The 22,261-nt window shown below is 47.7% G+C and carries 15 protein-coding genes; 9 read left to right on the forward strand and 6 right to left on the reverse strand.

What is annotated here, in order from left to right; translation table 11 throughout:
* Positions 1-85: 85 nt before the first annotated feature.
* The 5 genes from ACQY6I_RS22810 to ACQY6I_RS22830 all read right to left on the reverse strand — a co-directional run bounded on the left by ACQY6I_RS22810 (position 86) and on the right by ACQY6I_RS22830 (position 4,729).
* Positions 86-895, reverse strand: coding sequence for a DUF1365 domain-containing protein (locus tag ACQY6I_RS22810; protein ID WP_428243901.1), 810 nt, complete (start codon positions 893-895; stop codon positions 86-88).
* The gene (locus ACQY6I_RS22815; protein WP_428243902.1) at positions 886-2,145 is read right to left on the reverse strand and encodes an NAD(P)/FAD-dependent oxidoreductase; all 1,260 of its coding nucleotides are present in this window, start codon (positions 2,143-2,145) and stop codon (positions 886-888) included. The genes ACQY6I_RS22810 and ACQY6I_RS22815 overlap by 10 nt, the downstream gene beginning before the upstream one ends.
* 79 nt (positions 2,146-2,224) lie before the next feature.
* A complete protein-coding gene (locus ACQY6I_RS22820; RefSeq protein ID WP_428243903.1) occupies positions 2,225-3,529 on the reverse strand; it encodes a sensor histidine kinase in 1,305 nt (434 codons plus the stop codon).
* A gap of 28 nt (positions 3,530-3,557) precedes the next feature.
* Positions 3,558-4,241: a winged helix-turn-helix domain-containing protein gene (locus ACQY6I_RS22825; protein ID WP_428243904.1), complete on the reverse strand. Its 684-nt coding sequence runs from the start codon at positions 4,239-4,241 to the stop codon at positions 3,558-3,560.
* A gap of 209 nt (positions 4,242-4,450) precedes the next feature.
* Positions 4,451-4,729 carry an ArsR/SmtB family transcription factor gene (locus ACQY6I_RS22830; RefSeq protein ID WP_428243905.1) on the reverse strand — a complete coding sequence of 93 codons (279 nt, stop codon included), beginning with the start codon at positions 4,727-4,729 and terminating at the stop codon, positions 4,451-4,453.
* Between the two features lie 431 nt (positions 4,730-5,160).
* Between ACQY6I_RS22830 and ACQY6I_RS22835 the strand changes: the two genes are divergently transcribed.
* The 7 genes from ACQY6I_RS22835 (at position 5,161) to ACQY6I_RS22865 (ending at position 16,908) form a co-directional block, all read left to right on the forward strand.
* Entirely contained in the window at positions 5,161-6,426 is a 1,266-nt protein-coding gene (locus tag ACQY6I_RS22835; RefSeq protein ID WP_428243906.1) for a cellulase family glycosylhydrolase, read from the forward strand.
* 728 nt (positions 6,427-7,154) lie between these two features.
* On the forward strand, positions 7,155-8,366 hold the full coding sequence (locus ACQY6I_RS22840; RefSeq protein ID WP_428243907.1) for an EAL domain-containing response regulator: 1,212 nt from the start codon (positions 7,155-7,157) through the stop codon (positions 8,364-8,366).
* A 139-nt stretch (positions 8,367-8,505) separates the two neighbouring features.
* A complete protein-coding gene (locus tag ACQY6I_RS22845) occupies positions 8,506-8,955 on the forward strand; it encodes a response regulator (protein WP_428243909.1) in 450 nt (149 codons plus the stop codon).
* 136 nt (positions 8,956-9,091) lie between these two features.
* Positions 9,092-10,168: an extracellular solute-binding protein gene (locus ACQY6I_RS22850; RefSeq protein WP_428243910.1), complete on the forward strand. Its 1,077-nt coding sequence runs from the start codon at positions 9,092-9,094 to the stop codon at positions 10,166-10,168.
* An 84-nt stretch (positions 10,169-10,252) separates the two neighbouring features.
* A complete protein-coding gene (locus tag ACQY6I_RS22855) occupies positions 10,253-14,902 on the forward strand; it encodes a response regulator (RefSeq protein WP_428243911.1) in 4,650 nt (1,549 codons plus the stop codon).
* Between the two features lie 2 nt (positions 14,903-14,904).
* On the forward strand, positions 14,905-15,249 hold the full coding sequence (locus ACQY6I_RS22860) for an Hpt domain-containing protein (protein WP_428243912.1): 345 nt from the start codon (positions 14,905-14,907) through the stop codon (positions 15,247-15,249).
* Between the two features lie 480 nt (positions 15,250-15,729).
* Positions 15,730-16,908, forward strand: coding sequence for an alpha/beta hydrolase (locus ACQY6I_RS22865; protein ID WP_428243913.1), 1,179 nt, complete (start codon positions 15,730-15,732; stop codon positions 16,906-16,908).
* A 124-nt stretch (positions 16,909-17,032) separates the two neighbouring features.
* On the opposite strand, the gene ACQY6I_RS22870 is transcribed toward ACQY6I_RS22865, so the two are convergent.
* Positions 17,033-18,307 carry an ABC transporter substrate-binding protein gene (locus ACQY6I_RS22870; RefSeq protein WP_428243914.1) on the reverse strand — a complete coding sequence of 425 codons (1,275 nt, stop codon included), beginning with the start codon at positions 18,305-18,307 and terminating at the stop codon, positions 17,033-17,035.
* Between the two features lie 209 nt (positions 18,308-18,516).
* Here ACQY6I_RS22870 and ACQY6I_RS22875 point away from each other — a divergent pair, with 209 nt between their 5' ends.
* Complete coding sequence (locus tag ACQY6I_RS22875; protein ID WP_428243915.1) at positions 18,517-21,045, forward strand: hypothetical protein; 2,529 nt, start codon at positions 18,517-18,519, stop codon at positions 21,043-21,045.
* 115 nt (positions 21,046-21,160) lie between these two features.
* Complete coding sequence (locus ACQY6I_RS22880) at positions 21,161-22,225, forward strand: glycoside hydrolase family 88/105 protein (RefSeq protein WP_428243916.1); 1,065 nt, start codon at positions 21,161-21,163, stop codon at positions 22,223-22,225.
* The last annotated feature ends 36 nt before the right edge of the window (positions 22,226-22,261 follow it).

Raw genomic sequence — 22,261 nt, forward strand, 5'->3', positions numbered from 1 at the left:
ATCCTGATATGTTTTCCTAAGGTTATTGTCGAGCAGTCTACTGCACCGCCGGTTAAACCGGACTTACCAGAACATGACAAATTTGTCAGGAATCGATAGTTTTTCGGTGCTGGCCTGTACTGGATGATAGTTTTTCCGGAAGTTGGTCCGGATGGGAAAAGAAACCGACTTTTTTCAGCGCCAGTTTGATGGCTTGCCAGTGAATCAGAGTAATCGCTTTGGCGGTGATCAACGGGTAACGCCAGAACATGCGACGCAGATTGCCCGGATTCATTGGCATCAGGTTGCCGGCCAGCGATGTTAATAATTGGTTCTGACCGTCACTGTCCCGATAATTAATACGGATGCTCAGTTGATGGTTGGAGATATCGAACTGAAAACAATATTCGCCGGATCGCTGCAGAAATGGCGAAACGTGGAATAGCTTTTCGGCATTGATCCAGTCGCTGCCCTTTATTGGCCGGGTATCACTATGAGCACACAGATATGTATGACTTTCGCCAAAAGTATTGTTGACCTCGTTCAAAACGGCACGAATTTGTCCGTTTGAGTCCTGGCAAATCCAGAAGCTGACGGGGTTGAAGGTATAGCCCATGACTCTGGGCAGAGTGATGAGCGTAATGTTGGTAATGATCCGGTCCAATTCATAAGCCCGCAATATGTTATTGGCCCAACCATTCAGGTTTTCCTTGTCCTGATGTCCGCCATGATCGCGGTGATAAAAGCTCAATGGTGCAAAATGATCGATAGCGAGTCCATTGATATGAGTTTGACCAACCAGTTTTGAGATCGGCAGAACAAGGTAGTAAATTCGGTATTCAAACTGATTTTCAGTTGGAAACAATCGTCTATGACCGACGGTTGCTTCCAATAGCTGTGGTGTCATCATATCCATCTTGGTTTGATCCCCATCTTGCCTGCCACGTTGACCGCACTCCAGAGTCCATCTTCATGAAAGCCATATCGTTGCCAGGCTCCGCAATACCAGATTCTGTCCTTACCCTGTATTTCATCCAAACGCGCCTGAGCGGCAACTGCCTGACTGTTAAAAACCGGGTGTTCAAAAGTATGCCGATCAAGCACTTTTTCCGGCGCTGGAGAATTGGCCGGATTCAGAGTGACGATCAGCGGCGTTTGGGTCTGTAATGGTTGCAGATTATTCATCCAATAACTCAGTGATATCTGGTCACTGTGATCTCCCCGTTTCAATGACTGATATACCCAACTTGACCACGCCTGTTGGCGGGCTGGCATAAAACGGGTGTCAGTGTGTAAGAACATTTCATTAGTTTGATATTGAATGGCTCCAATGATGTCCTGTTCCGTTGATGTCGGATTTTTAAGCAGTCTTAGAGCTTGGTCGCTGTGACATGCGAACACGACTTCATCGTAATGCTCGCAGTGTCCGGATTGGTCTGTAACCGTGACAAAATTTTCCCGCCGTTCGACTGATTGTACCGCACAGTTGAGTTTTATCTGCTGCTTAAAAGGCTCGGTAATTCGGTGGACATATTCGCGGCTGCCGCCAATAACGGTGTACCACTGCGGGTGATCGGCAACTGTCAGCAGGCCGTGATTATCAAAAAAGCGCAGGAAAGTCAGTGCTGGAAAATCGAGCATTTTCTGACTTGGCGTACTCCAAATGGCGGCGCCCATTGCCAGGAGATAATAGTCCCGAAACCATTTACCCAGTTTCATTTCGGTCAGCAGTTCGCCCAGAGTCAAGTCAGTCTCTTGTTCGATATAGCGATAAGCGTTGCGATTAAAGCGGATGATGTCCGCGAGCATTTTGAGGTAGGCAGGGCGAAACAGGTTACGTTTCTGAGCAAATAATCCTCGCAGTTTGTAATAGGTACCGTATTGCAACCATCCGTTGTCAATGTCTGCTCCAAATGACATATTGGTTTTGGCAATGGGAACGCCTAATTGTTTAAAAAGAGCGGTCAACAGTGGATAGTTGCGCTTGTTAAAGACGATGAAGCCAGTGTCCACCGCTGTCTTTCCACCATCGGTATCGACGACCACGGTACGGCTGTGCCCCCCTGGAGTATCACTTTTTTCGTAGATGGTCAGGTCGTGGTAGTGGTGCAACAGATGGGCAATGCCGGTGCCCGCAATGCCGGTGCCGATAATTGCGATTTTCATTAGGTCCAGTCCATCAGGATGTTGGGCTCAGTGTATCGCTGCCTTCCATACCAGCGACTTACTTTATTATTACAAAAATTTAATGTTTGAATATGACCCGGACCCGTAAGCCAGGATCATTGTTTTCCAGCAGGATAGTCGCTTGATGCAGGTCGAGTATAGCCTTTACCAGGCTGAGTCCGAGCCCGCTGCCGGGTTGAGACCGGCTTTGATCGGCGCGAAAAAAACGTTCGAATACCCGAGGAGTATCCTGTGCGGAAATACCACACCCGGTATCCACCAGCTTCATTTCCAGATGTTGCTGGTGGTATTGCAGTGAGATTGTGATGCTCTTGCCGTGGGGGGAGAATTTAATGGCATTGTCGAGCAGATTGGCAAACGCCTGAAACAACAGATCACGATCACCAAAAATATGTACATCCGGCAAAATAGATACCAGTAGCTGAAGTTCCTTTGCCTCGGCTAGAGGATCGTACAGATCAATGACATCGTGGAGGATTTTGCTCAGGTCTAGTCGCTCAAATTTTTGATGGCGGGTAGATTTTTCAATGTTAGCGATTCGTAATAGGGAGTTGAATGTGGTCAGGATCTGATCGGCTTCCTGAATAAGATGATCAGCATTGTGCTGTTGCGGGTGGTGTTTAAAGTCTTCAAGATCATTTCGCAGTCGGGTCAGCGGAGTTCGAAGGTCATGGGCAATATTGTCGCTGACATCGCGTATACCATGCATGAGGTTTTCAATGCGTGCCAACAGCTCGTTCAGTATCTGGGCAAGATTGCTCAGGTCATCCCAACGGCTTTTAATGGAAATTCTCTGAGAGAGGTCGCCGGTTTCCATAATGGTTTGCGCGGTTTTGGCGATAATATTGATGCGACTGACCACGAACGTACTGATAAAAAAACTACCGAGTATTACCATTAGCATGAACAGCATGATGAACGCACTGAACAGTTTGAGTCGTTCATACCCGGCATTGATTTCATCGATGTCGCGTCCGACTAATAGCTGAGAACCATCTTCAAAGGTATAAATTTTGGCGGCATAGAGAATGGACTGATGGTCGCGTTGCAGTTGAAAACTGACAATACCTTCCTTAATACGCTTGACCTGTTCTGGCATGGTGAGCAGTTTTCCTGCTAACCGCTTTCCCTGATAGTCCTGGTAGTAGTAAACCGGGTTGGTTTTCTGACGGGTACGTTGGTCGATGTATTGGGCGATGTGCTCCGGCGAGTAATCTTCATTCAAGACAATCAGAATGTGCTCGATTTCACTGTCGAGGGCCGCTTCTGTTTCGCGCAGGAAATTACGCTGACCAAAATCATATAGAAAGTAGCCCAGTAACAATGCAGATAAGCCAAGCAGGATTGTAAATATCACTGCCATTTTAAAACTGGAGCTGCGGGTATAGGCTCTAAAGACTGTCTTCGATGATATAGCCGGCACCTCGTACGGTTTTAATGATGTTACCTTCCTGGTCGTGAATTTTTTTACGTAATCGACTGATATGGACATCAATCAGATTAGTCTGAGAGTCAAAATGATAATCCCACACCGCTTCCAACAGCATAGTACGGGTAACAACCTGGCCTTTGTATTTGAGCAGATATTCGAGCAGATTGAATTCCCGGGTCTGTAGTTCAATGGATTGACCGTTACGATGCACCTTACGAGTGAGTAGATCGAGTTCCAGGTCTACGGCGATCAGACGGGTTTCAGTATGCTGGCTGGTCAGTACTGTTGAACGGCGCCCGAGTATTTCAATCCGGGCCAGTAGTTCGGCAAATGCAAACGGCTTGACCAGATAATCATCGCCGCCTGAGCGCAATCCCTTTACCCGATCATCTACGTCCCCCATGGCGCTCAGGATCAATACCGGAACCGGGTTACCTGCACCTCGCAGGGTTTTGATGATGGTCAGGCCATCAAGCTCCGGCAGCATGCGGTCAACAATGATGGCATCATATTTTTCGGTGCTGGCGAGAAATAAACCATCCTTACCATTGTCTGCAGTGTCACTGACATGGCCCGCTTCTTTCATACCTTTGGCCACATAACTGGCAACGTTGTGATCGTCTTCGATGATCAGAATTTTCATGACAGCGTTTGCATTAAGAGTGATACCCGTTGATTTTGTTAAACTGGTTATTTCAGGTAGTTTGACGGTGAGCCGGCGTTATCTGTGCTATCCGTTGTTGTATTCCTCATGCTTCTTTCTGTTACCAGCTTTTTCCATATTGAATCAGTTGATCCAGTGCCGTATTTCAGTCTTGATAAAATGCCATTGCAGTTGGCTCACCGTTGTTCTCACATTTTTTGTTGCTGTGTAATCCAGCCACCCGCTACTTCCAGTGTTGTCGGAGTCAGTTCGTAAATACGGATTCTGCCTTGTTTCTTCGAACTGACCAGCCCGCTTTTTTCCAGTACGCCCATGTGCTGGATAAAGGAAGGCAGGGCCATGTCAAATGGCATTGCCAGTTCACTAACTGCAGCCGGCCCCAGTTTCAGGCGAGCCACTACTGCTCGTCTGGTAGGGTCAGACAGGGCGTGAAAGACATGATTGAGTTTGCTTTGTTGAGCTGGCATGAGCGCAGTATTGACTGACTTATTACTTAGGTCAATACCTAAGTAATAAGTGAAAGCCCTGTTGGAGATAACGATGGGTTACAGGTTTTACAGAGAGCGTCTGTGGTTTCGAAAAAACATGTCAGCCCCATGAAATGGTGGTTGCAGCGGATTTTTGGTTTCTCCCTGGAGTTCTGATTGTGCATCAGTCAGTTGATGGAATGAGTGTTTGGATGGTTGTTGACAAGGTAGTGTTACCTATTCTTTTCTGGTCGGCGTTTGCCTTCCTGTAATAGAAATGCAAGTGATAACAGGATCAGTCTGATTTTGACACCGACAGGTCAACAACCTGCATTCATCCTGAGCCGGTTAGAAACATTCATTCAATCACAACATGGGCAAATAATATGAAGATGAGTGTCATTCCAAATTTAAAATCCCTGGCATGTTGCATGGCGTTCGCTGTTGCTGGCCAGGCCTATGCAGATCTACCACCACTAACCGTTAGCGGTAACAGAGTGCTCAGTGGCGGTGAAGCCAAAAGCTTTGCGGGTAATTCTTTTTTCTGGAGCAATACCGGCTGGGAACAGGAAAAGATGTATAACGCAGAAGTGGTGAAATGGCTGAAAGATGATTGGAAAAGTACCATTGTCAGAGCTGCGTTAGGTGCGGATGAAGATGGCTCATATATGGAAGATCCACAAGGCAATGTGGCACGTATTGAAACCGTTGTCGAAGCTGCCATTGCCAATGACATCTATGTGATCATTGATTTCCACTCTCACCATGCTGAAGATAAAAAATCCGAAGCGATTGCGTTTTTTGAACGAATGGCGAGTCAGTACGGTCACCATAATAATGTGATTTATGAAGTGTACAATGAACCACTATCAATCAGCTGGAGCAATGTTATCAAGCCCTATGCAGAAGACGTGATTTCTGCAATCCGGGCAATTGATCCGGATAACCTGATCATCGTGGGTACCCCAACCTGGTCTCAGGATGTTGATGTGGCATCACGTGATCCTATTATGGGGACCAACATTGCTTATACGCTGCACTTTTATGCCGGGACTCATGGACAATACCTGCGTGATAAGGCGCAGACTGCGTTAAATAATGGTGTTGCTCTGATGGTCACTGAATGGGGGGCAGTCAATGCTGATGGTGATGGGGCGGTCGCCGAAGCAAATACCAATGCATGGTTAGCTTTTTTGAAGCAAAACAAGATCTCGCATTTGAATTGGGCCGTCAGTGATAAGGAAGAGGGGTCATCCATCATCAAGAATGGTGTTAACCCCAGAGGGCAATGGAGTGCTTCTGATCTCACTGCATCAGGTCAGTTTGTCAAGAATATTATCTCCAATTGGGGAACGACAATCGGCGATGATGATGGCGATGACGGAACTCCGGATGATGGTGCTGTACTGTGTGAGCATATTGTGACGAGTTCATGGTCGGGCGGTTTTCAGGGCGTTATTCGAATTACCAATAATGGCACTTCCACTATAAATGGTTGGCATGTTAATTGGTCTTATTCGGATGGAACGCAGATCCTCACAAGCTGGAATGCCAATCTCAGTGGCAGTGGGAATTACAGTGCTTCAAACCTTAGTTGGAATGGGGTTATTACTCCCTCACAAAGTGTTGAATTTGGCCTTGTTGGTCAGGGTGGCGGACAAGCATCTGCAGTGACTGGCGACGTGTGTGACCAATAGTTGATATTCGCAAATGGCATAGCAGGGGGTGAATCTGTTATGCCACCGTCAGAGTGCTGGTTACATTCTAAACGAATATAACCCGGGGTTAATATGCAGTTACTCATTATCACATATATGCGCGTGCTTATTATCGCCTAATGTTTTTTTGATTTTCTTGTCATACTTTATAATGAACTTTCTGCTAACAATGACTCTGGGAAACGTTGTCATATCGTTTTGTCAGGTTCTTTCCCATCATCGACTGATCCTGATTCCAGTAGTTATCGAGTTGAGTCAGGTGTTTATCCTTGCATTCGGCAGGCAGTCACTGGTCTATGATCATTTCTTTTTTTTGCACAGCAAAGCGATTTGTGCAGATATCCTGATAAAGTTGTCTACACTTTAAGAAGTTAGTTATCGTCAGATATTTCTTATGTTCGATAAACTGGTTTTGTCATTTCATCAGTACTGCTAAATCATGAAAAATGCTTGCACTTTTGTATAAACGGAATAATCGTTGACCGGATTTCCGTTGTAGGCAGTGGTTACAAAAACATGATGAAGGTGAGCAATCTTTAGATGTTGAGAATCTCCGAAAAATCAGATCATTCTCCAGATAAGATGCACCTGAATATGACAGTTCGTTATAGGCTATAACGGTATTTTGATTTAAATGATGGTTTCAGAAATTGAACATGGGAAACTGTTGATTTTAGAGCCCGGTCTATTGCAAAAAGGAATAGTTAATGCCTTCGGATAGTTTAATGACATCTTTGCGCGTTCTGGTTGTGGATGATGATCCGCTATTGTTGGAGATGATGATTGATATCCTGAATGACTTAGAAGTTAACAAGGTAATAACCTGCGAAAATGGGGCAGCGGCATTGACCAGAATAGACTCTGGTGAAAGCTACGATGTCCTGATGTTGGATTTGAATATGCCTGGTATGGATGGCATTGAAGTATTGAGGAATCTTTCCCAGCGTCGATACGGCGGTGCGCTGGTACTGTTGAGTGGAGAGGACTCTCGCATCCTGAATACCGCCCAACGCCTCGCACATGCCCAGAATCTGAGGGTATTGGGATCTCTTGCCAAACCGGTGACTGCAGAGCAATTACATCGCAAACTGTTAACACTGCAACCTGCCAGTGGCGGACCTTCTGAACGACCGATAGAACAGGTTTCTCTCCATGAGTTGCTGACGTTGGGCATTGGTGCGCGGCAAATCACACCGTACTATCAGCCTCAGGTGCGCATCACTGATGGTCGCGTTTCTGCGGTGGAGGTATTGGCTCGGTGGCATCATCCAAAAAAAGGGTGGTTGATGCCGGCCAGTTTTATCGGACTGGCGGAAGAACAGGGGCTGATCGATGAGTTATCGTGGGTCGTGTTTGATAAGGCGATCCATCAGTTGGGAAAATGGCTGCGGGACGGGTATAACATTGATATGGGGTTAAACCTCTCGAGTGAAAGTCTGTCGGTTGTCAATTTGCCGGAACGTATTGATGATCTCGTGCGTAAGAACAATGTGCCACCTAATCGCATTACTTTGGAAATCACAGAAACACGACTGATGCAGAATCTTACATATTCTCTGGATGTTCTGACCCGGCTACGGTTGAAAGGGTTTGGTCTCAGTATTGATGATTTTGGTACCGGCTATTCCACGATGGTGCAACTGCACAAAATTCCTTTTACCGAACTGAAAATTGATCGGGCATTTGTCCACAGTGCCTCAGATGATTCCACTGCCAGCGCGATTCTGGAATCCAGCGCGGAACTGGGCCGGAAACTGAACATGACGATAGTGGCTGAAGGCGTCGAGGATCAGAGTGATTGGAATAAAGTGGCCAATGCCGGGTGCGATCTGGTCCAGGGATATTTTATTGCCAGGCCTATGTCTGCGGATCAGTTTGATATATGGGTGCAACAACGGCAGGTAGCTGACGGTCGCTAGTAGAAAATCACAAACCTGCCGGTGCTGGAGTTTACTGCGCCGAGAAGAGTGGAAAAAATAATAAAAAGATAGCGGGCCAATTAATTCGGTGTATCCGGATGAAGACTCCAATGTCAATGATAACAGGAGGCAGGTTCGTATGCGGCAGTTCCAAAAAGACAGTAAGTGTTCCAGTCCTGCCTGGGGGACAGATGGGCGGGAGCGCGACGATGACAGACCTTTACGCGATAAAAAAGTGTTGTTGGTAGAAGATGATGATTTAACCCAGGATATTGTGCTGGAAATACTTGAACAACTCGGAGCCCAGGTGACAGGTTGTTGGAACGGTGCTGAAGCATTGACGTTATTGCAGCAGGCATCATTCGACTGTGTCTTGATGGATTGCAACATGCCGGTTATGGACGGTTATGAAGCGACTCAAAAATTGCGCCAAATAGCCGGTCTGGAAACTTTGCCGGTGATTGCCTTAACCGCAGGCGACAGCCAGCACGAACGACAACAGGCATTGGGTGCCGGTATGGATGAATTTCTTACCAAACCATTCAAACCGCCGGAGTTGGAGATATTGCTGTGTCGTATATTGATGTAACACATATGCTATTGAGGCTCATCTGGCAAGCTTGGCAGGTTGACTTATAGAGGTTGAAAACACCGGCTACAGGAACTTGGTCGGGACTGAAATCATGCATCTTATCCGGTGGTGATACCACCATGAGGGAGCGGATATGTTCGTATATTTAAGGACTTGTGTCCTGTCAACGCTTTTTGTTCGATACTGGATGGTAGTGATAGCCGTGGTGTCATTATTGCTTTCATGTGATGACCGGAATTCGGCTGGGGATACGGGGGGTTATACCACTGTTCAGCTTTACAGTGCGCTACCTGAGCAACAGATTCAGGCAATTGTGGCGCATTTTGAAAAACTCCATCCAAACATCAAAATTCATCTGCATCAATCCGGTACAGAAGGGATTCTGCAACGGATCAAGCAGGATAAGGAAAGTGGTAGTTCCGAAGCGGATGTCTTATGGCTGGCAGATTTCAGCAGTGCCGAGGACCTCAAAGCAGAACAATTGCTGCAACCTTACAAATCCCAATCTCTCGATCATATTTATCCGTTGTTTGTTGAGCCTGAATATTATTATACCGGTGGTCAGGTGCTCAATATGGTGGTGGTCTACAACAAAGAAAAAGTACGTATTAAGCCTATCAACTATCTGTCACTGACAGATCCAGAACTTTATGGCTGTGTGGCGATTGTTAACCCGGCAGTATCAGGAGCAGCAAAATACACGCTCACCAGTCTTATGAATGACCCTGGTTATGGGGTTAATTATTTTGATGAATTGACAGCTAATGGACTAGTGATAGTACAAAGTAACAGTCAGTTGTCTAATATGATTGCCAATGGCGATATCGCTGCCGGTATTTCTATCGACACTACTGTGCGTAGTTTGCTGGAAGACTCGGATGGATTACCGATCGATTATGTTTATCCAATAGATGGGACCATTATTATTGCTGCACCTCTTGCTTTACTGAAAAGCTGTCATGAATGCAAAGCGGCACAGATTCTTATTGATTGGCTATTGTCCCACACCGGCCAGGCTTTTATGAGTCGAGAGCTTGGCACTATGTCCGTGCGAGACGATGTCCCATTACCTGGAGGAGTGCCGACACTGGATCGATTGCATTTTTTTCCATCAGACCCCCGACAGGTGCTTGAGAATTCCTCTATTCTGGTGGAAAACATCGCCAAACGTGAATTACCTGAACTTGCGCCGGGTGAGAAATGTAATTAACGGTGAGAATGGCTGCCTATGGATGATTTTTCAATAATTCAGTTGCGCTGGCTACGGTATTTGTCAGGTATTTTTCTAATTCTGATGAGTAGTATCCTTTATGCCGAAGAGGCAGGTGCAGATGAGGTACTCATCCTTCAGGCCATTAATGAGTTTCAACAGGGTCTGACTGACGCCGAGCGCTATTGGTTGAATGAACATCAGAATATCCGGGTTGCAATTAATCCGGATTATCCACCGTTCTCAAGCCGTTTACCGGATAGTAAATATGTTGGTCTTGGTCCGGATTATCTGCATGTATTTGGGCGTATGCTGGGTGTTAAGTGGATAAACGTACCGGTAACGGACTGGACGGACATTGCAGAGATTGGCATGAAGCAGGATGTTGATGTCATCGTAACCGCCTCTGGCTCTCAGGAATATGGCTCGCTTTTCCGTTTGACGGAAACCTTTTTGCCGGTGACGGTTGTCATTGTGACACGCCAGGATAATGTTTCCCTTCAGACTCCCAGAGATTTGCGTGACAGGGTTGTGGCATTGATACCGAACTATGCGGCCAGTGCTGCACTGGTGCGAGATTACCCCGATATTAAAGGTATATTCGTGCGTTCGCCGTTGGAGTGTTTGCAGGCGGTTGAATCCGGTGATGTGGAAGCCTGTGTGGAATCGATTGAAGTTAGCAGCCATCTGATGCGGAAACATCAGTTGGACAGTCTGAAGTTCGCGGCGGTGTTGTCGGGTGATTTTGCTTCTCAGGGATTTGCCATACGCAATGACTGGCCGCAGTTAGTTGCACTGATTAACAAAGCCCTACAGACATTGCCTGAGGCATTGAAAAATCGTTGGTACGAACAACAGGTACAGGTCGACTACAAACCGCAGATGGGTCGATCTGCAGCTATTGAGTTTCGTCTGACCGCGGAAGAACGATCCTGGTTGAATCGGCACAGTGAATTTCGAGTGGCGTTCCGACCGGCGAATTACCCGGTTGAGTTCACGGATGATCGTGGTCGTTATACTGGTATTTCGGCAGATTACATGAAGCGTGTAGAGGAACTGCTGGGAGTGCGTCTGACGGCTGTTCCACTGACTATGCCGCAATCGGTAAGTACGCAGTTGAGTCGTGGCCGGTTTGATATGACCACGGCCATTGATCCAAAATCATGGGATGGACAGGGATTGTTATATACCAAGCCCTATCTCATGCTGCCGATGGTGATTGTTACCCGGGAAAATAGCTCTTATGTCAGTAATATGACGCTGTTGAATAATCTTCCGGTCAGCACCGTCGCTGATGACATTGCCACTCAATTGATTCGCGAAAATCATCCCGGTTATATCCTGCGTCCGACCAAAAATGTGCAATCCGGGTTGAATATGGTCCTCAATGGCAGTGCCGAGGCCTTTATCGGTAATCTGACGGCGATCAGTTACATCATGAGTCGTGAAGGGCTGACAGGTCTCAAGATAGCCGGGGGGACACCTTATAATTATGAACTGGCCGTAGGCGTGGTTGGAAAGCAGCCCTTGCTGGTCAGCATTCTCGATAAGACCCTGGATTTAATCAGCGAGAATGAACGCAACGAAATCTATCGCAAATGGTTCTCCGTCACGCTTGAAAAAAAGATTAATTACGCGCCGTGGATCCGGTCAATCGTGATTGCCGGGTTGGCCATTTTGTTATTCTTTTTCTGGAGTCTGAGTTTACGCCGGCAGGTCAGCCGGCGTACTCATGAACTGGAAGTCAGTCAGGGTAAACTGAACCGGGCGCAAGAGTTGGCCCATATCGGCAGTTGGAGTATCAAAGATGTTACCACTGGTCAGCTGCAATGGTCTGCTGAGACCTATCGGATCTTTGGTGTTGCTATCGACACGCCTATGACCTATGCCAATTTCATGGAATTTATCCATCCCGCAGACAGAGAGATGATGAACCTTGCCTGGGAACGGGCGCTCAGAGGAGAGAACTACGATATCGAACATCGTATCGTGGTGAATAAACAGGTTAAGTGGGTCGAGGAAAAAGCCGAACTGGAGTTAGCGGAGGACGGCAGTCTGAAGCAGTGTATCGGTACAGTTCAAGACATCACCGAACGAAAATTATCCAACCAGGAGTTGATAAGAACCACCCGGACGTTACGGGTGATTTCGTCTGTCAACGAAGTTATGGTACGGGCGGTTGATGAACACCAGCTGCTGCAGGATGCCTGTTATCTGGTTGTTCATTTCGGCGGTTACGTGCGGGCATGGATCGGATTTGCCGAATATGATGAGCAGTATTCGATCAAACCTGTCAGTTACGCTGGTTGTGATAGCAACAGTTTGAGTGGATTCCACTGGCACTGGTCTGAGAGTATGCAGAACCGGGGGTTGGCTGGAGACGCCATTGTCGGTCACCAGTTTCAAATCATACAGAATGTGTACACTGATGATCGTTATGAATATTGGCGCGATGATGCCCGTGAACATGGATACCGTTCGGTGGCCGCACTCCCCATTGATGTTGGTGAGGCGTTACCGGCAGTACTGGTGATATATGCAGCAGCCGTTAACATATTTGATGATGATGAGCTTGCCATGTTGCGGGATCTGGTGGCAGATATTGGCTATGGCATTCAAGCGATACGGGCGCAACAGGAGCGCAAGCGGGTAGCTGCAGAGCTCATGAAATCCCGCGATATGCTCGAAATCCGGGTCGAGGAAAGAACCCGGGAACTGGAAGAGGCGAGGATTCAGGCGGTTGAAGCCAACCACGCTAAATCTGAATTCCTGGCTATGATGAGTCATGAAATCCGGACCCCAATCAACGGCATTATGGGAATGGCTGAACTGGCACTCAACACCGAACTGAATTCAGATTCCCGGGGGTATATTGAGAAAGCGTTTACGTCGGCTTATTCGCTACTCGCCATCATCAATGATGTACTGGATTTTTCCAAAATCGAGGCAGGACATCTTGAGCTTGAACTGATGGATTTTGACCTCAACGAAGTACTGGAGCGTATTATCAATGTGGTGGGATTGAGGGCTCAGGATAAGGGGCTGGAGTTTGTATTTGATATCGGTTCCGATGTTCCCATGGGATTGGTGGGAGATCCTACCCGACTGGGGCAGGTATTGATCAACCTCGGTGGCAATGCTGTTAAATTTACTGATAGCGGCGAGATTATCGTTCGGATTCAACAGCTGGAGCGTAGTGAAGACCAGGTTACATTGCGTTTTGATGTTAAGGATACAGGTATCGGAATTGCTGAAGATAAGCAGCGTAACCTGTTTAATATGTTTACCCAGGCGGATAATTCGGTGAATCGTCAGTACGGTGGTACGGGGCTGGGGTTGTCTATTTCCAAGCGCCTGGTGGAAGCCATGGGAGGGGAGCTCAAAGTCAACAGCCGACTGGGGCATGGTAGTACATTCTACTTCTCGATACAGCTGGGATATGGTCAGGACTCCTTTATGTCTGGTCGGACCATGGCGAGTGCCGAGCGTGAAAAGCATCGGATATTGATCGTCGACGATAACGTGTTATCAGTGGATGTTCTGTCTGAAATGGTCGCCGGACTTGGATTCCGTGTCACTGGTTGTACTGCTGCCAATGAAGTGATCAGTGAACTGGAGCAGGCTGAGCAGGAAGCTGATCCCTACAGCCTGGTGTTGCTCGATTGGATTATGCCGGACGAGGATGGAATTTCATTGGCACAGGAGATTAGTAAGCATCAGCAATTGCAGGATCCGCCAGTGGTCGTCATGGTGACTGCCTATGACCTGAGCGAACTATCACGACAGGCCCAAGAACGGGACGTTGAGTTGCACAGTATGTTGGTCAAGCCGGTCACACCCTCTGCGCTACTCGATACTCTGGTTGCGGCGCTGGGTGATGGTGTCGCGCTAACGGTACCGGCAAATACCTTGATACCTACCAGTGATGAGGCGCTGAAAGCGGTACTGGCCGGACATCGGGCGCTGCTTGTAGAAGACAATGAAATAAACCAGGATATGGCTATGGATGCTCTGCGGCAAGCTGGAATGTCAGTTGCTCTGGCAGAAAATGGCCAGCAGGCCATTGAGCGACTGGAAGAAGAAGACTTCGATATCGTGTTGATGGATGTGCACATGCCGGTGATGGACGGTATGACCGCCACAAAAATTCTGCGTACCAATCCCAAGTACAGCGATTTACCGATCATCGCCCTGACAGCCAATGCTCTGGCGGGTGATCGCGAGCGCTTCATGAATGTCGGTATGAATGATTACCTGAGTAAACCGGTCCGTATACAAGAATTATTACGTACGGTTGCTAAGTGGCTGGGACAGTTAAAACCGGCTGACCAGAAACGGTTAGAAGCCGAAAATACTGCCATGCAAATCGATTATGCTGCGGACACGTTTGCCAATTATGAAGGGTTGAACGTTGCTGAGGGGCTCGAATACTGTAATCACAACATGGGTTTATATCGTCGTTCTCTACAAAAGTATTTGAAGTACATCGATTTCGTTGAACAGGTCAATCGTTTGATCACTGACAAGGAGATGGATGTGGCCGGGCGTCAGGCTCATACTCTTAAAGGCAGTTCCGGGGCGATAGGGGCTCAGCGGATTCAACAACTCAGCAAGGAGTTGCAGCTGGCCTGCGAGTCTTCAGATATCCAGCGGATAGACGGGATTCTTCCAGAACTGGCGGATGCCCTGAATACCACCTGCAGATCAATAGAGCAATTTCTGGAAGGAGAGTAGCAATGACGGCATCATCAGTCGTGAATCTGCATTCAGCCATACAATATTTGGGTGGTGACATAACTCGGATAAAACGTTATCTGGATAAATTTATCGCCCGGGCGGAAGGTACCTGTCAGGACATCTGCACTGCCGTTGAAGATGGTCGTTGGGAGCAGGTAGTGGTGATCAGTCATCAGCTCAAGGCGACTGCCAGGATGGTAGGGGCTGAACAATTGTCGACGCTGTACTTTGAGCTTGAGCAGGCAGCCAGGCTACAACAGCTCCAGCAACTGAAAACCCTAAGTGCACAGTTGTCCGGTGCGCTTGCTCAGGTCAAGGATTTTTCTGTGCAAATGGATGGATAGTCGTCGGTTTCAGGCAGTGACGGACAATTCAGAGACGGCTTGTCTGTTGTTGCAAGGCCAAATTAATCGATATCGCCATAACTTCCAGCGAAATAGTCGCTATCGCTTGCTCTGAAACAGCTTGATAGCTGTGTCTGCTCAGGTGTTTTTCCATGTGTATAGTTCCGTGTCTGCAGAGTAGACCTTGTCAGGCTGTATTGTGGTCGGGGATTGTGTTGATTTTATGGTCGCTGGGTATAAGCTTGAATGACCTATACCGGATACGTTCTGGCTGGATAACCGCACGTTATTTATTGACTTGGTAATTATTTACCTTGTTTGAGAGTCACCTGAGAAATATAGCAACCGATCGCAGACCCATTGCTCGAAAGCCGGGGGATGCGAATTGACAAGATTTTCAAGGCAAAGGGCACATAGGGTTACAATAGTCTGACCGGTCGAGGGTCAACAGGAACATCAATGAGAAAAGGAGATACCCCAATGATTGAATATACTCTCTATTATGCCACCAATCGCGGTCATGTTGGTAAGGATCGCTGGCGACCAGAAGGTTATGGTTCTGGTTTCAGCCATGATGGCCACGACAATTTACGATTCGGTAAAGTTATCGTGTCCGTTGATGAACAGGAACTACAGCGGCATTTGTACAAGAAAATAGCGGCCAACCCCACCCGTATTGGCGATGGTGAGAACTTGAACCGCTATCTAAGCAAACAGGCTGAATCCGCGAAAGTATATGCTATCGAAGACCTGACGACTATCTCTGATAAAAATATTCCCGAGCATAAAAATGCATCGGTAGAAATGTTTCGTGAAATAAAACAGGTCATGGAGCAATCACACGATGTGCTGGTCTTTATTCATGGATTCAATGTTAGTTGGGCATCTGCCGTGGGAACGGCGTTGGCGATGGAAATGATGCTGAATCGGGTGCCGGCAAAAACGGCACACCCAATACTTATGCCGCAACAGAAGGTCAGAGTGGTTCTGTTCAGCTGGCCATCAGATGGAAAAATCATCCCATGGCGCTCATACGGCAATGATCGTCAGGAGGCGCAATTGTCCGGAGAGGCTGTGGGTCGGGCTATGCTGAAATTACGTGACTTCCTGGTCCGGCTGCGACTGGATGCCAGAAAGAAAGAAGAACGACTTTGCTACCAGTCTTTGCATTTGTTGTGTCATTCCATGGGGAATTATGTGTTGCAGAATACATTGGCGAAAATGACTGGGTATATCACTAAAGGCAATTTACCACGTATTTTTGAGAATGTGTTTATGTGTGCGCCGGATGTGGACGAGGATGTGCTGGAATCAGGTAAACCATTGTTCCGATTACCGGAAATCTGCCAGAAGGTGTTTATCTATTGCAACCGGCGTGACAAGGCGCTGACCATTTCTGATATCACCAAAGCCAATCCGGACCGTCTTGGTCATAATGGTCCAGCGCATCCACAGAACCTGCACCACAAAATCAATGTGGTTGATTGTTCTGATGCGGTTGGCAGATTCAAGAAACGAGATTTTGTTGAGCACAATTACTTTCTGTGGGCAACGGCCAGCGAGGATATTGCGCAGACCTTACATGATGTGGCAGATGATGCGGATATCAGGCAGAGAAAGCGAAAAGCCGACAGTCTGAATATCTGGCAGCTGGTGTAATTTACCGGATGAGGGCGAACCGGAATTGTTCCGGTTCAAAAACGGTTGCCTGATTGGTTACGTACAACCGCTTGATAGAATAAAAAAAGCCCCCTGTAGAAAGGGGGCATAGACGCTCAATAGCTTACTGCTTTTTTAACTCTTCATTACCCTTGGCAACATCGGATGCCATACGGGCAAATGTTTCATCCAGTGTCATCTCACCAACGATCAGCTGACTCATGCGCTGGACGATGGTGTCATAAACGACGTTGGCCCCTCTCGCTTTATAGAATGCGCGGATTTCGGGTGTCACATTTGCGGCATTATTGGCGAATACGGTCATCGCTTTCTTGGCGTTTTCATCATCCAGCTGATAGTTGATGTTTTTAATGTTGGCACCAGGAATGATGATATATTTTTCAGCAATTTCGCGCTGTACTGGTTCTGATCCCAGGAACTCAATCAGTTTGGCCACTGCCTGAGGATGTTTGGTACGGCTGAAGCCAGCGATATAGGTGGTTCCAGGCATTGGAATACAACCGCCAGGGCCGCACGGTGCATCCAGAACCGACCAGTTGAAGGCATCTTGAATTTTGTTCTGGAACGGATTCACCATCCAGTTTCCTGCAAAGTACGTCACGACATTGGCGTTAATGAATTCATCGCCCATGTTTTTGTAGCGGTTACCACCGGCAGCTCCCCACATTTCTTTTGGAAATGCACCTGTTTGAGTCCAATGATAGAGATCTGTGATATAGGCTTTGGCGGCTTCGTCAGGGAACACAAATGAACCATCGGGTGCCAGATAACGGGCGCCGTAAGAATACGCCGGACCAGAGAAGCGGTGACCGGAGCGGTCCATCGTGAATGGAATATCAACGCCGGTGGCTTCGGCTACTTTCACTGAAGCATCTACGATTTCCGCCAGGGTGGAACCTTGCTTTGGAATCGGCACGCCGGCCTGTTCGAATAGTGTGACGTTTACAAAAGGCAGGTTGAGGGTCTGTGATGCCACGTAACCGCCAATCATGTTGGGATGGTCATCATCACGCAGAAATTCAAGAGAACCGCCATGCAGTGTTGCATAGCCATCAGGGTCTTTCATATAAGGACGAAGGTCCAGAACATATTTGACCAGTGAACTGTCAGCAAATTTTGCCAGATCAGGCCCTTCTCCAACCGATAACTGCAGAGCCAGCTGCTCTCTGGACTGAGTGTAGCTGGTGGTGACGAACTCAACTGTAATATCCGGGTTTTTCTTTTCAAACTCGTCAACCAGTTCACTGATCCGTTTAATGTAATTCGGATCGTCGTCTGTGAACCAGAAGGTAATGTTCTCCTGAGCTAAAACAGCGGAGCTGGCAAACACAGTTGAAGCCAGTGCAATAGAGCTGAAGATTGAGCTAAAACGCATCATTTTTTTACTCCGTATTTTTTTTCTTTTAGAAAGAGTGATGAAAATTTTTTCGTTTTTTCACTATGAGCTTTTTTCTTGATAGTGCCTTAATTATATGGCTATACTTCCGAAAAATGTCAAATAAAAAATAAAAATTTTATGGCACTTTATTATACATTCCACAAGATAATGAAAAATTTTTCATTTGCTAGTACAGGTATGAATCCGCTATGACAAACCGTAGAACCTATTGGTCCATTGATAAGGGTGAATCGTTAAATCGCTGGGGGCTGGCTGCCGCAAAGGAACAGTATTTCCCTGGGACAGCAAGACCCATGCCGGATGCTGTCGATTATCGTTTTATCAATGGTTGGGTCGATACCGGAGACCTGCCTTGTCGCGAGGCACTGCGTGAACTGCTTGCCCGTCGGGACATTGTGGTTCCGGATGGTTTGGTATTCCCGGAAGTATACCTGGGTGGAGATGACCCCAGAGTGGATTTTTCCACCTTTAGATTTCGTCCGACGCTGGTCACCCGTTGGCTGCGTTGCAGTCTGTTCAGTGCTCAGGCCCAGACGACCACATTTACGGTGGAAACCTGCGGCGGGGTGCACATTTGGTTGAATGGCAGCAAGGTTGTGCAGTTGGATCATTATCAGCGCAATGAACCTACGGTTCAGCAGGTCAGCTTTGATGTCAGTGCTGGTGATAACGATATTCTGGTATTCCTGGAAGACTTGCATGAACGTGACACCAGCTGTTATTTCCTGATGACACTGGTGAAAGGTTCTGACCTGAAAGCCGGTATTGAGCTGGACCTCGACGAACAATACGCCAAGGAAATCGAGCGTACTCTGGATGGCCTGAGAACCGACAAGGTTTTCTATCATGAAGAAATGGTACGCATTGTTGCCGATTATTTGCCGCAGGTACCGGTCAGGGTCCGTTTGGATACCGGTAGCCATCCATCTGAAACCGTGACCATGAATGTCTTATTAGATGGCATGAAAATGGATCGTGATATTGCATTCACGGTTGACCAGCAGTTTTCCGTTGCCGATTTGTTTGACAGTACCGGGTTGAAGGCTGGTTGTGTGTCACTGAGGTTTATCGTTGAAGTTGACAAAACCTGTTTCAGTCGGACGCTCGGGACCACATTGCTGTCACCACCACAATCCATGCACATGCCGGAGCTGGCTCAGCGTAAGCAGGCAGCATTGCAGCATATGCTGGTGACCGGCAAAGATGAGCCCGCACGGGCATTGGCGGCACTGGCGCAGAATCAGAATCTGGAGCTGGCGGAGCGCATTATTAAGCAAGCACTGAAGCCGATTCATGAGCGTCACGATTGTGCCGATTTCTGGATTCTACCGTTGATATGGATGTATCGGAGTTATGCCGGCACGCTACTGGCGGATGAAGTCTGGGAACAAATTCGCGAAGCCATATTAGGGTTTCGTTACTGGCTGGATGAACCCGGTGACGACGTGATGTGGTTCTGGAGTGAAAACCATGTGTTGTGTTTTCACGTAGCGCAATATCTGGCCGGCAGTCTGTTCCCTGATGAAAAATTTTCAAACAGTGGAAAAACCGGTCAGGAACATAAACAACAAGCTTTTTTGAGACTTCAGCGTTGGTTTGACTCGGTTGATTCTCATGGTCTTGCAGAATGGAATTCAGCAGCCTACTACCCGATTGATTTTCTTGGACTGTTCACACTGATGGTAAACGCTGATGACGCAGAAATGTCACAGCGTGCACGTGGTTTGATCGACCAGATTTTTATCATGGTTGCTTTACATACTATTAATGGTGTGTGTGCCGGTTCCCAGGGACGAGTCTATGAAAAAGAATTGTTGGCTGGTCCGGTAACGGAGCTGGGGTCCATTGCCGCAGTGGCATTCGGTGGTGACTGGTATCCAGGTTATGACCGGGTCAGCGCACTGCTGGCGCTGAGCGATTACGAGCCTCCAAAGGCTGCGCGCGAATTGTTGCAGGTACGGCCGGGGCAGCATATTTATGCCAAGTACACCCAGGGGCTCGATCACAATGCCAAGGTGACATTGTGGAAGTCACCTTCTGTACAGCTGTCTACGGTATCGGATTATAAAACCGGTATTAAAGGACACCAGCAGCACTTTCTTGATGTACAAACCAATGCCCATGCCATGGCCCGTTTCTGGATCAATCATCCCGGTGACATGAAAGTCTGGGGAGGCAGTCGTCCATCTTATTGGGCGGGTAATGCGGTTCATCCGAGAGTGGCGCAATACAAAAATATGGGTTTCATGATTTTTGATCATCGGGCCTTTCCAGAGGTCATTAACTTTACGCATATCTTTGCACCAAAACTGGTATGTGATGAGTTTGTGGTAGACCACAACTGGTTGTTCGCCCGTACCGGATCAGCGCTGATCGGCGTTTTCGCATCGGCCGAACTACAGGCTCTGGAGCATGGTTTATACGCCGGATATGAATGGCGTGTTCACGGGCCGCAGTCAGCCTGGGTCGTGATGGTTGCGGAGATCGGCGAATATGAGTCATTGGTGGATTTCCAGCAGGCCTGTCGTAATCGCGGTGCCACCTTTGATGCGCAGTCCAATACCGTATCGATTCAACATGACGACGGTGCCATACAACTGAATTATCAGCAGGGATTGACGCTGAACGGTGAGCAGCAGGCATTTGCGCCACTTACGGTAGTGCCTAATGTGGCGTTGAATGATGGGGAGTTGCAACCCTGGACACAAATGAACTAAGGAACTTAAGGGTTCCCGGACAGCCATCTGAGTCTCAATCAAGACGGCTGCACAAGCATCATCATGCTCCTGTCTAAGGCAGGGCGATATGGAAATTTGTTAATTGGAGTAAGTAATGAATCATGATCAGCTAAGCGATGCACTGTCTTTGTTGTCTACGGGGTTTCGTTCCTTGAAGGGCATTGGCGATGTCGAAGCATCCAGTTCCGAGGAAATTTTGTTTGATGAATGGGATTGGGAAGTCGGTGTTGGATTGTATGGTGACTTTCGTGATGCCGAACGACGCAATGATCGTGCTGCATTGGAACGAATTGCCCGCTGGTATGACCGTCAGATTGAGCGTGGGCTGCCGCGTCGACAGGTAAATTCCACCGCACCGATGCTGGCATTGACGCTGTTATCCGAGCACTTTGACCGCCCTGACTGGAACACCATCATTCAGGACTGGGCAGACTGGATTTACCGGGAAATGCCCAAAACGGAAGAGGGAGGTTATCAGCACCTGGTTAAGGAACGGAATAATGACGGCGAATTGTGGGATGACACGCTGTTCATGGCGGCATTGTTCATAGCCGCGGCCGGCCGGGTGTTTAATAAGCCGGAGTGGCAGCAGGATGCTCAGTATCAGTACCTGTGTCATATCCGTTTCCTCGGAGATGTTACTTCCGGACTGTTCTATCACGGCTGGACGTTTTTGGGACGTCACAATTTTGCTGATGCCGTATGGGGGCGTGGAAATTGTTGGCTGACAATTTCGATACCTGAACTATATCGTATTCTGAAACCTGAAGACGTGACCGCACGCTATTTGAAAAATGTTTTTCAGACGCAGGTGCGTGCGTTGAAGCAGGTGCAACGAGAGGATGGTATGTTCCATACGTTGCTGCTTGATGAAACCTCACCTATTGAGGCATCTGCAACTGCAGGTATTGGTTATGGCCTGTTGGCAGGGTGTCGGGAGGGCTTGATCGAAATGGATGAATACCGGCCAATGATCGATCGTTGTTTGTCCGCCATCATCTCCCGTATTAATGAAAATGGTATTCTCGAAGAAGTGTCAGATGGCACCGCCATGGGACACAGCTTAGAGTTCTATAAAAAAATAGGTAATGTTCCGACTCCATATGGTCAGGCACTGGCATCACTGTTTTTGTCTGAGTATCGGGCGATGAGTTTGTAAAAGCGGGGGCGTTTCCCAGCCGAATAAGTATAAGAA

The sequence above is a fragment of the Gynuella sp. genome, assembly GCF_050297175.1.
In the GTDB taxonomy this organism is placed as follows: Bacteria; Pseudomonadota; Gammaproteobacteria; order Pseudomonadales; family Natronospirillaceae; genus Gynuella.

What these genes read in the sequence shown, in the direction of transcription:
- ACQY6I_RS22820 (WP_428243903.1), bottom strand. Translation starts at nt 3,529, where the DNA reads ATGGCAGTGATATTTACAATCCTGCTTGGCTTATCTGCATTGTTACTG.
- ACQY6I_RS22815 (WP_428243902.1), bottom strand. Translation starts at nt 2,145, where the DNA reads ATGAAAATCGCAATTATCGGCACCGGCATTGCGGGCACCGGCATTGCC.
- ACQY6I_RS22835 (WP_428243906.1), top strand. Translation starts at nt 5,161, where the DNA reads ATGGCGTTCGCTGTTGCTGGCCAGGCCTATGCAGATCTACCACCACTA.
- ACQY6I_RS22865 (WP_428243913.1), top strand. Translation starts at nt 15,730, where the DNA reads ATGATTGAATATACTCTCTATTATGCCACCAATCGCGGTCATGTTGGT.
- ACQY6I_RS22825 (WP_428243904.1), bottom strand. Translation starts at nt 4,241, where the DNA reads ATGAAAATTCTGATCATCGAAGACGATCACAACGTTGCCAGTTATGTG.
- ACQY6I_RS22855 (WP_428243911.1), top strand. Translation starts at nt 10,253, where the DNA reads ATGAGTAGTATCCTTTATGCCGAAGAGGCAGGTGCAGATGAGGTACTC.
- ACQY6I_RS22860 (WP_428243912.1), top strand. Translation starts at nt 14,905, where the DNA reads ATGACGGCATCATCAGTCGTGAATCTGCATTCAGCCATACAATATTTG.
- ACQY6I_RS22875 (WP_428243915.1), top strand. Translation starts at nt 18,517, where the DNA reads ATGACAAACCGTAGAACCTATTGGTCCATTGATAAGGGTGAATCGTTA.
- ACQY6I_RS22845 (WP_428243909.1), top strand. Translation starts at nt 8,506, where the DNA reads ATGCGGCAGTTCCAAAAAGACAGTAAGTGTTCCAGTCCTGCCTGGGGG.
- ACQY6I_RS22840 (WP_428243907.1), top strand. Translation starts at nt 7,155, where the DNA reads ATGCCTTCGGATAGTTTAATGACATCTTTGCGCGTTCTGGTTGTGGAT.
- ACQY6I_RS22880 (WP_428243916.1), top strand. Translation starts at nt 21,161, where the DNA reads ATGAATCATGATCAGCTAAGCGATGCACTGTCTTTGTTGTCTACGGGG.
- ACQY6I_RS22830 (WP_428243905.1), bottom strand. Translation starts at nt 4,729, where the DNA reads ATGCCAGCTCAACAAAGCAAACTCAATCATGTCTTTCACGCCCTGTCT.
- ACQY6I_RS22850 (WP_428243910.1), top strand. Translation starts at nt 9,092, where the DNA reads ATGTTCGTATATTTAAGGACTTGTGTCCTGTCAACGCTTTTTGTTCGA.
- ACQY6I_RS22810 (WP_428243901.1), bottom strand. Translation starts at nt 895, where the DNA reads ATGGATATGATGACACCACAGCTATTGGAAGCAACCGTCGGTCATAGA.
- ACQY6I_RS22870 (WP_428243914.1), bottom strand. Translation starts at nt 18,307, where the DNA reads ATGATGCGTTTTAGCTCAATCTTCAGCTCTATTGCACTGGCTTCAACT.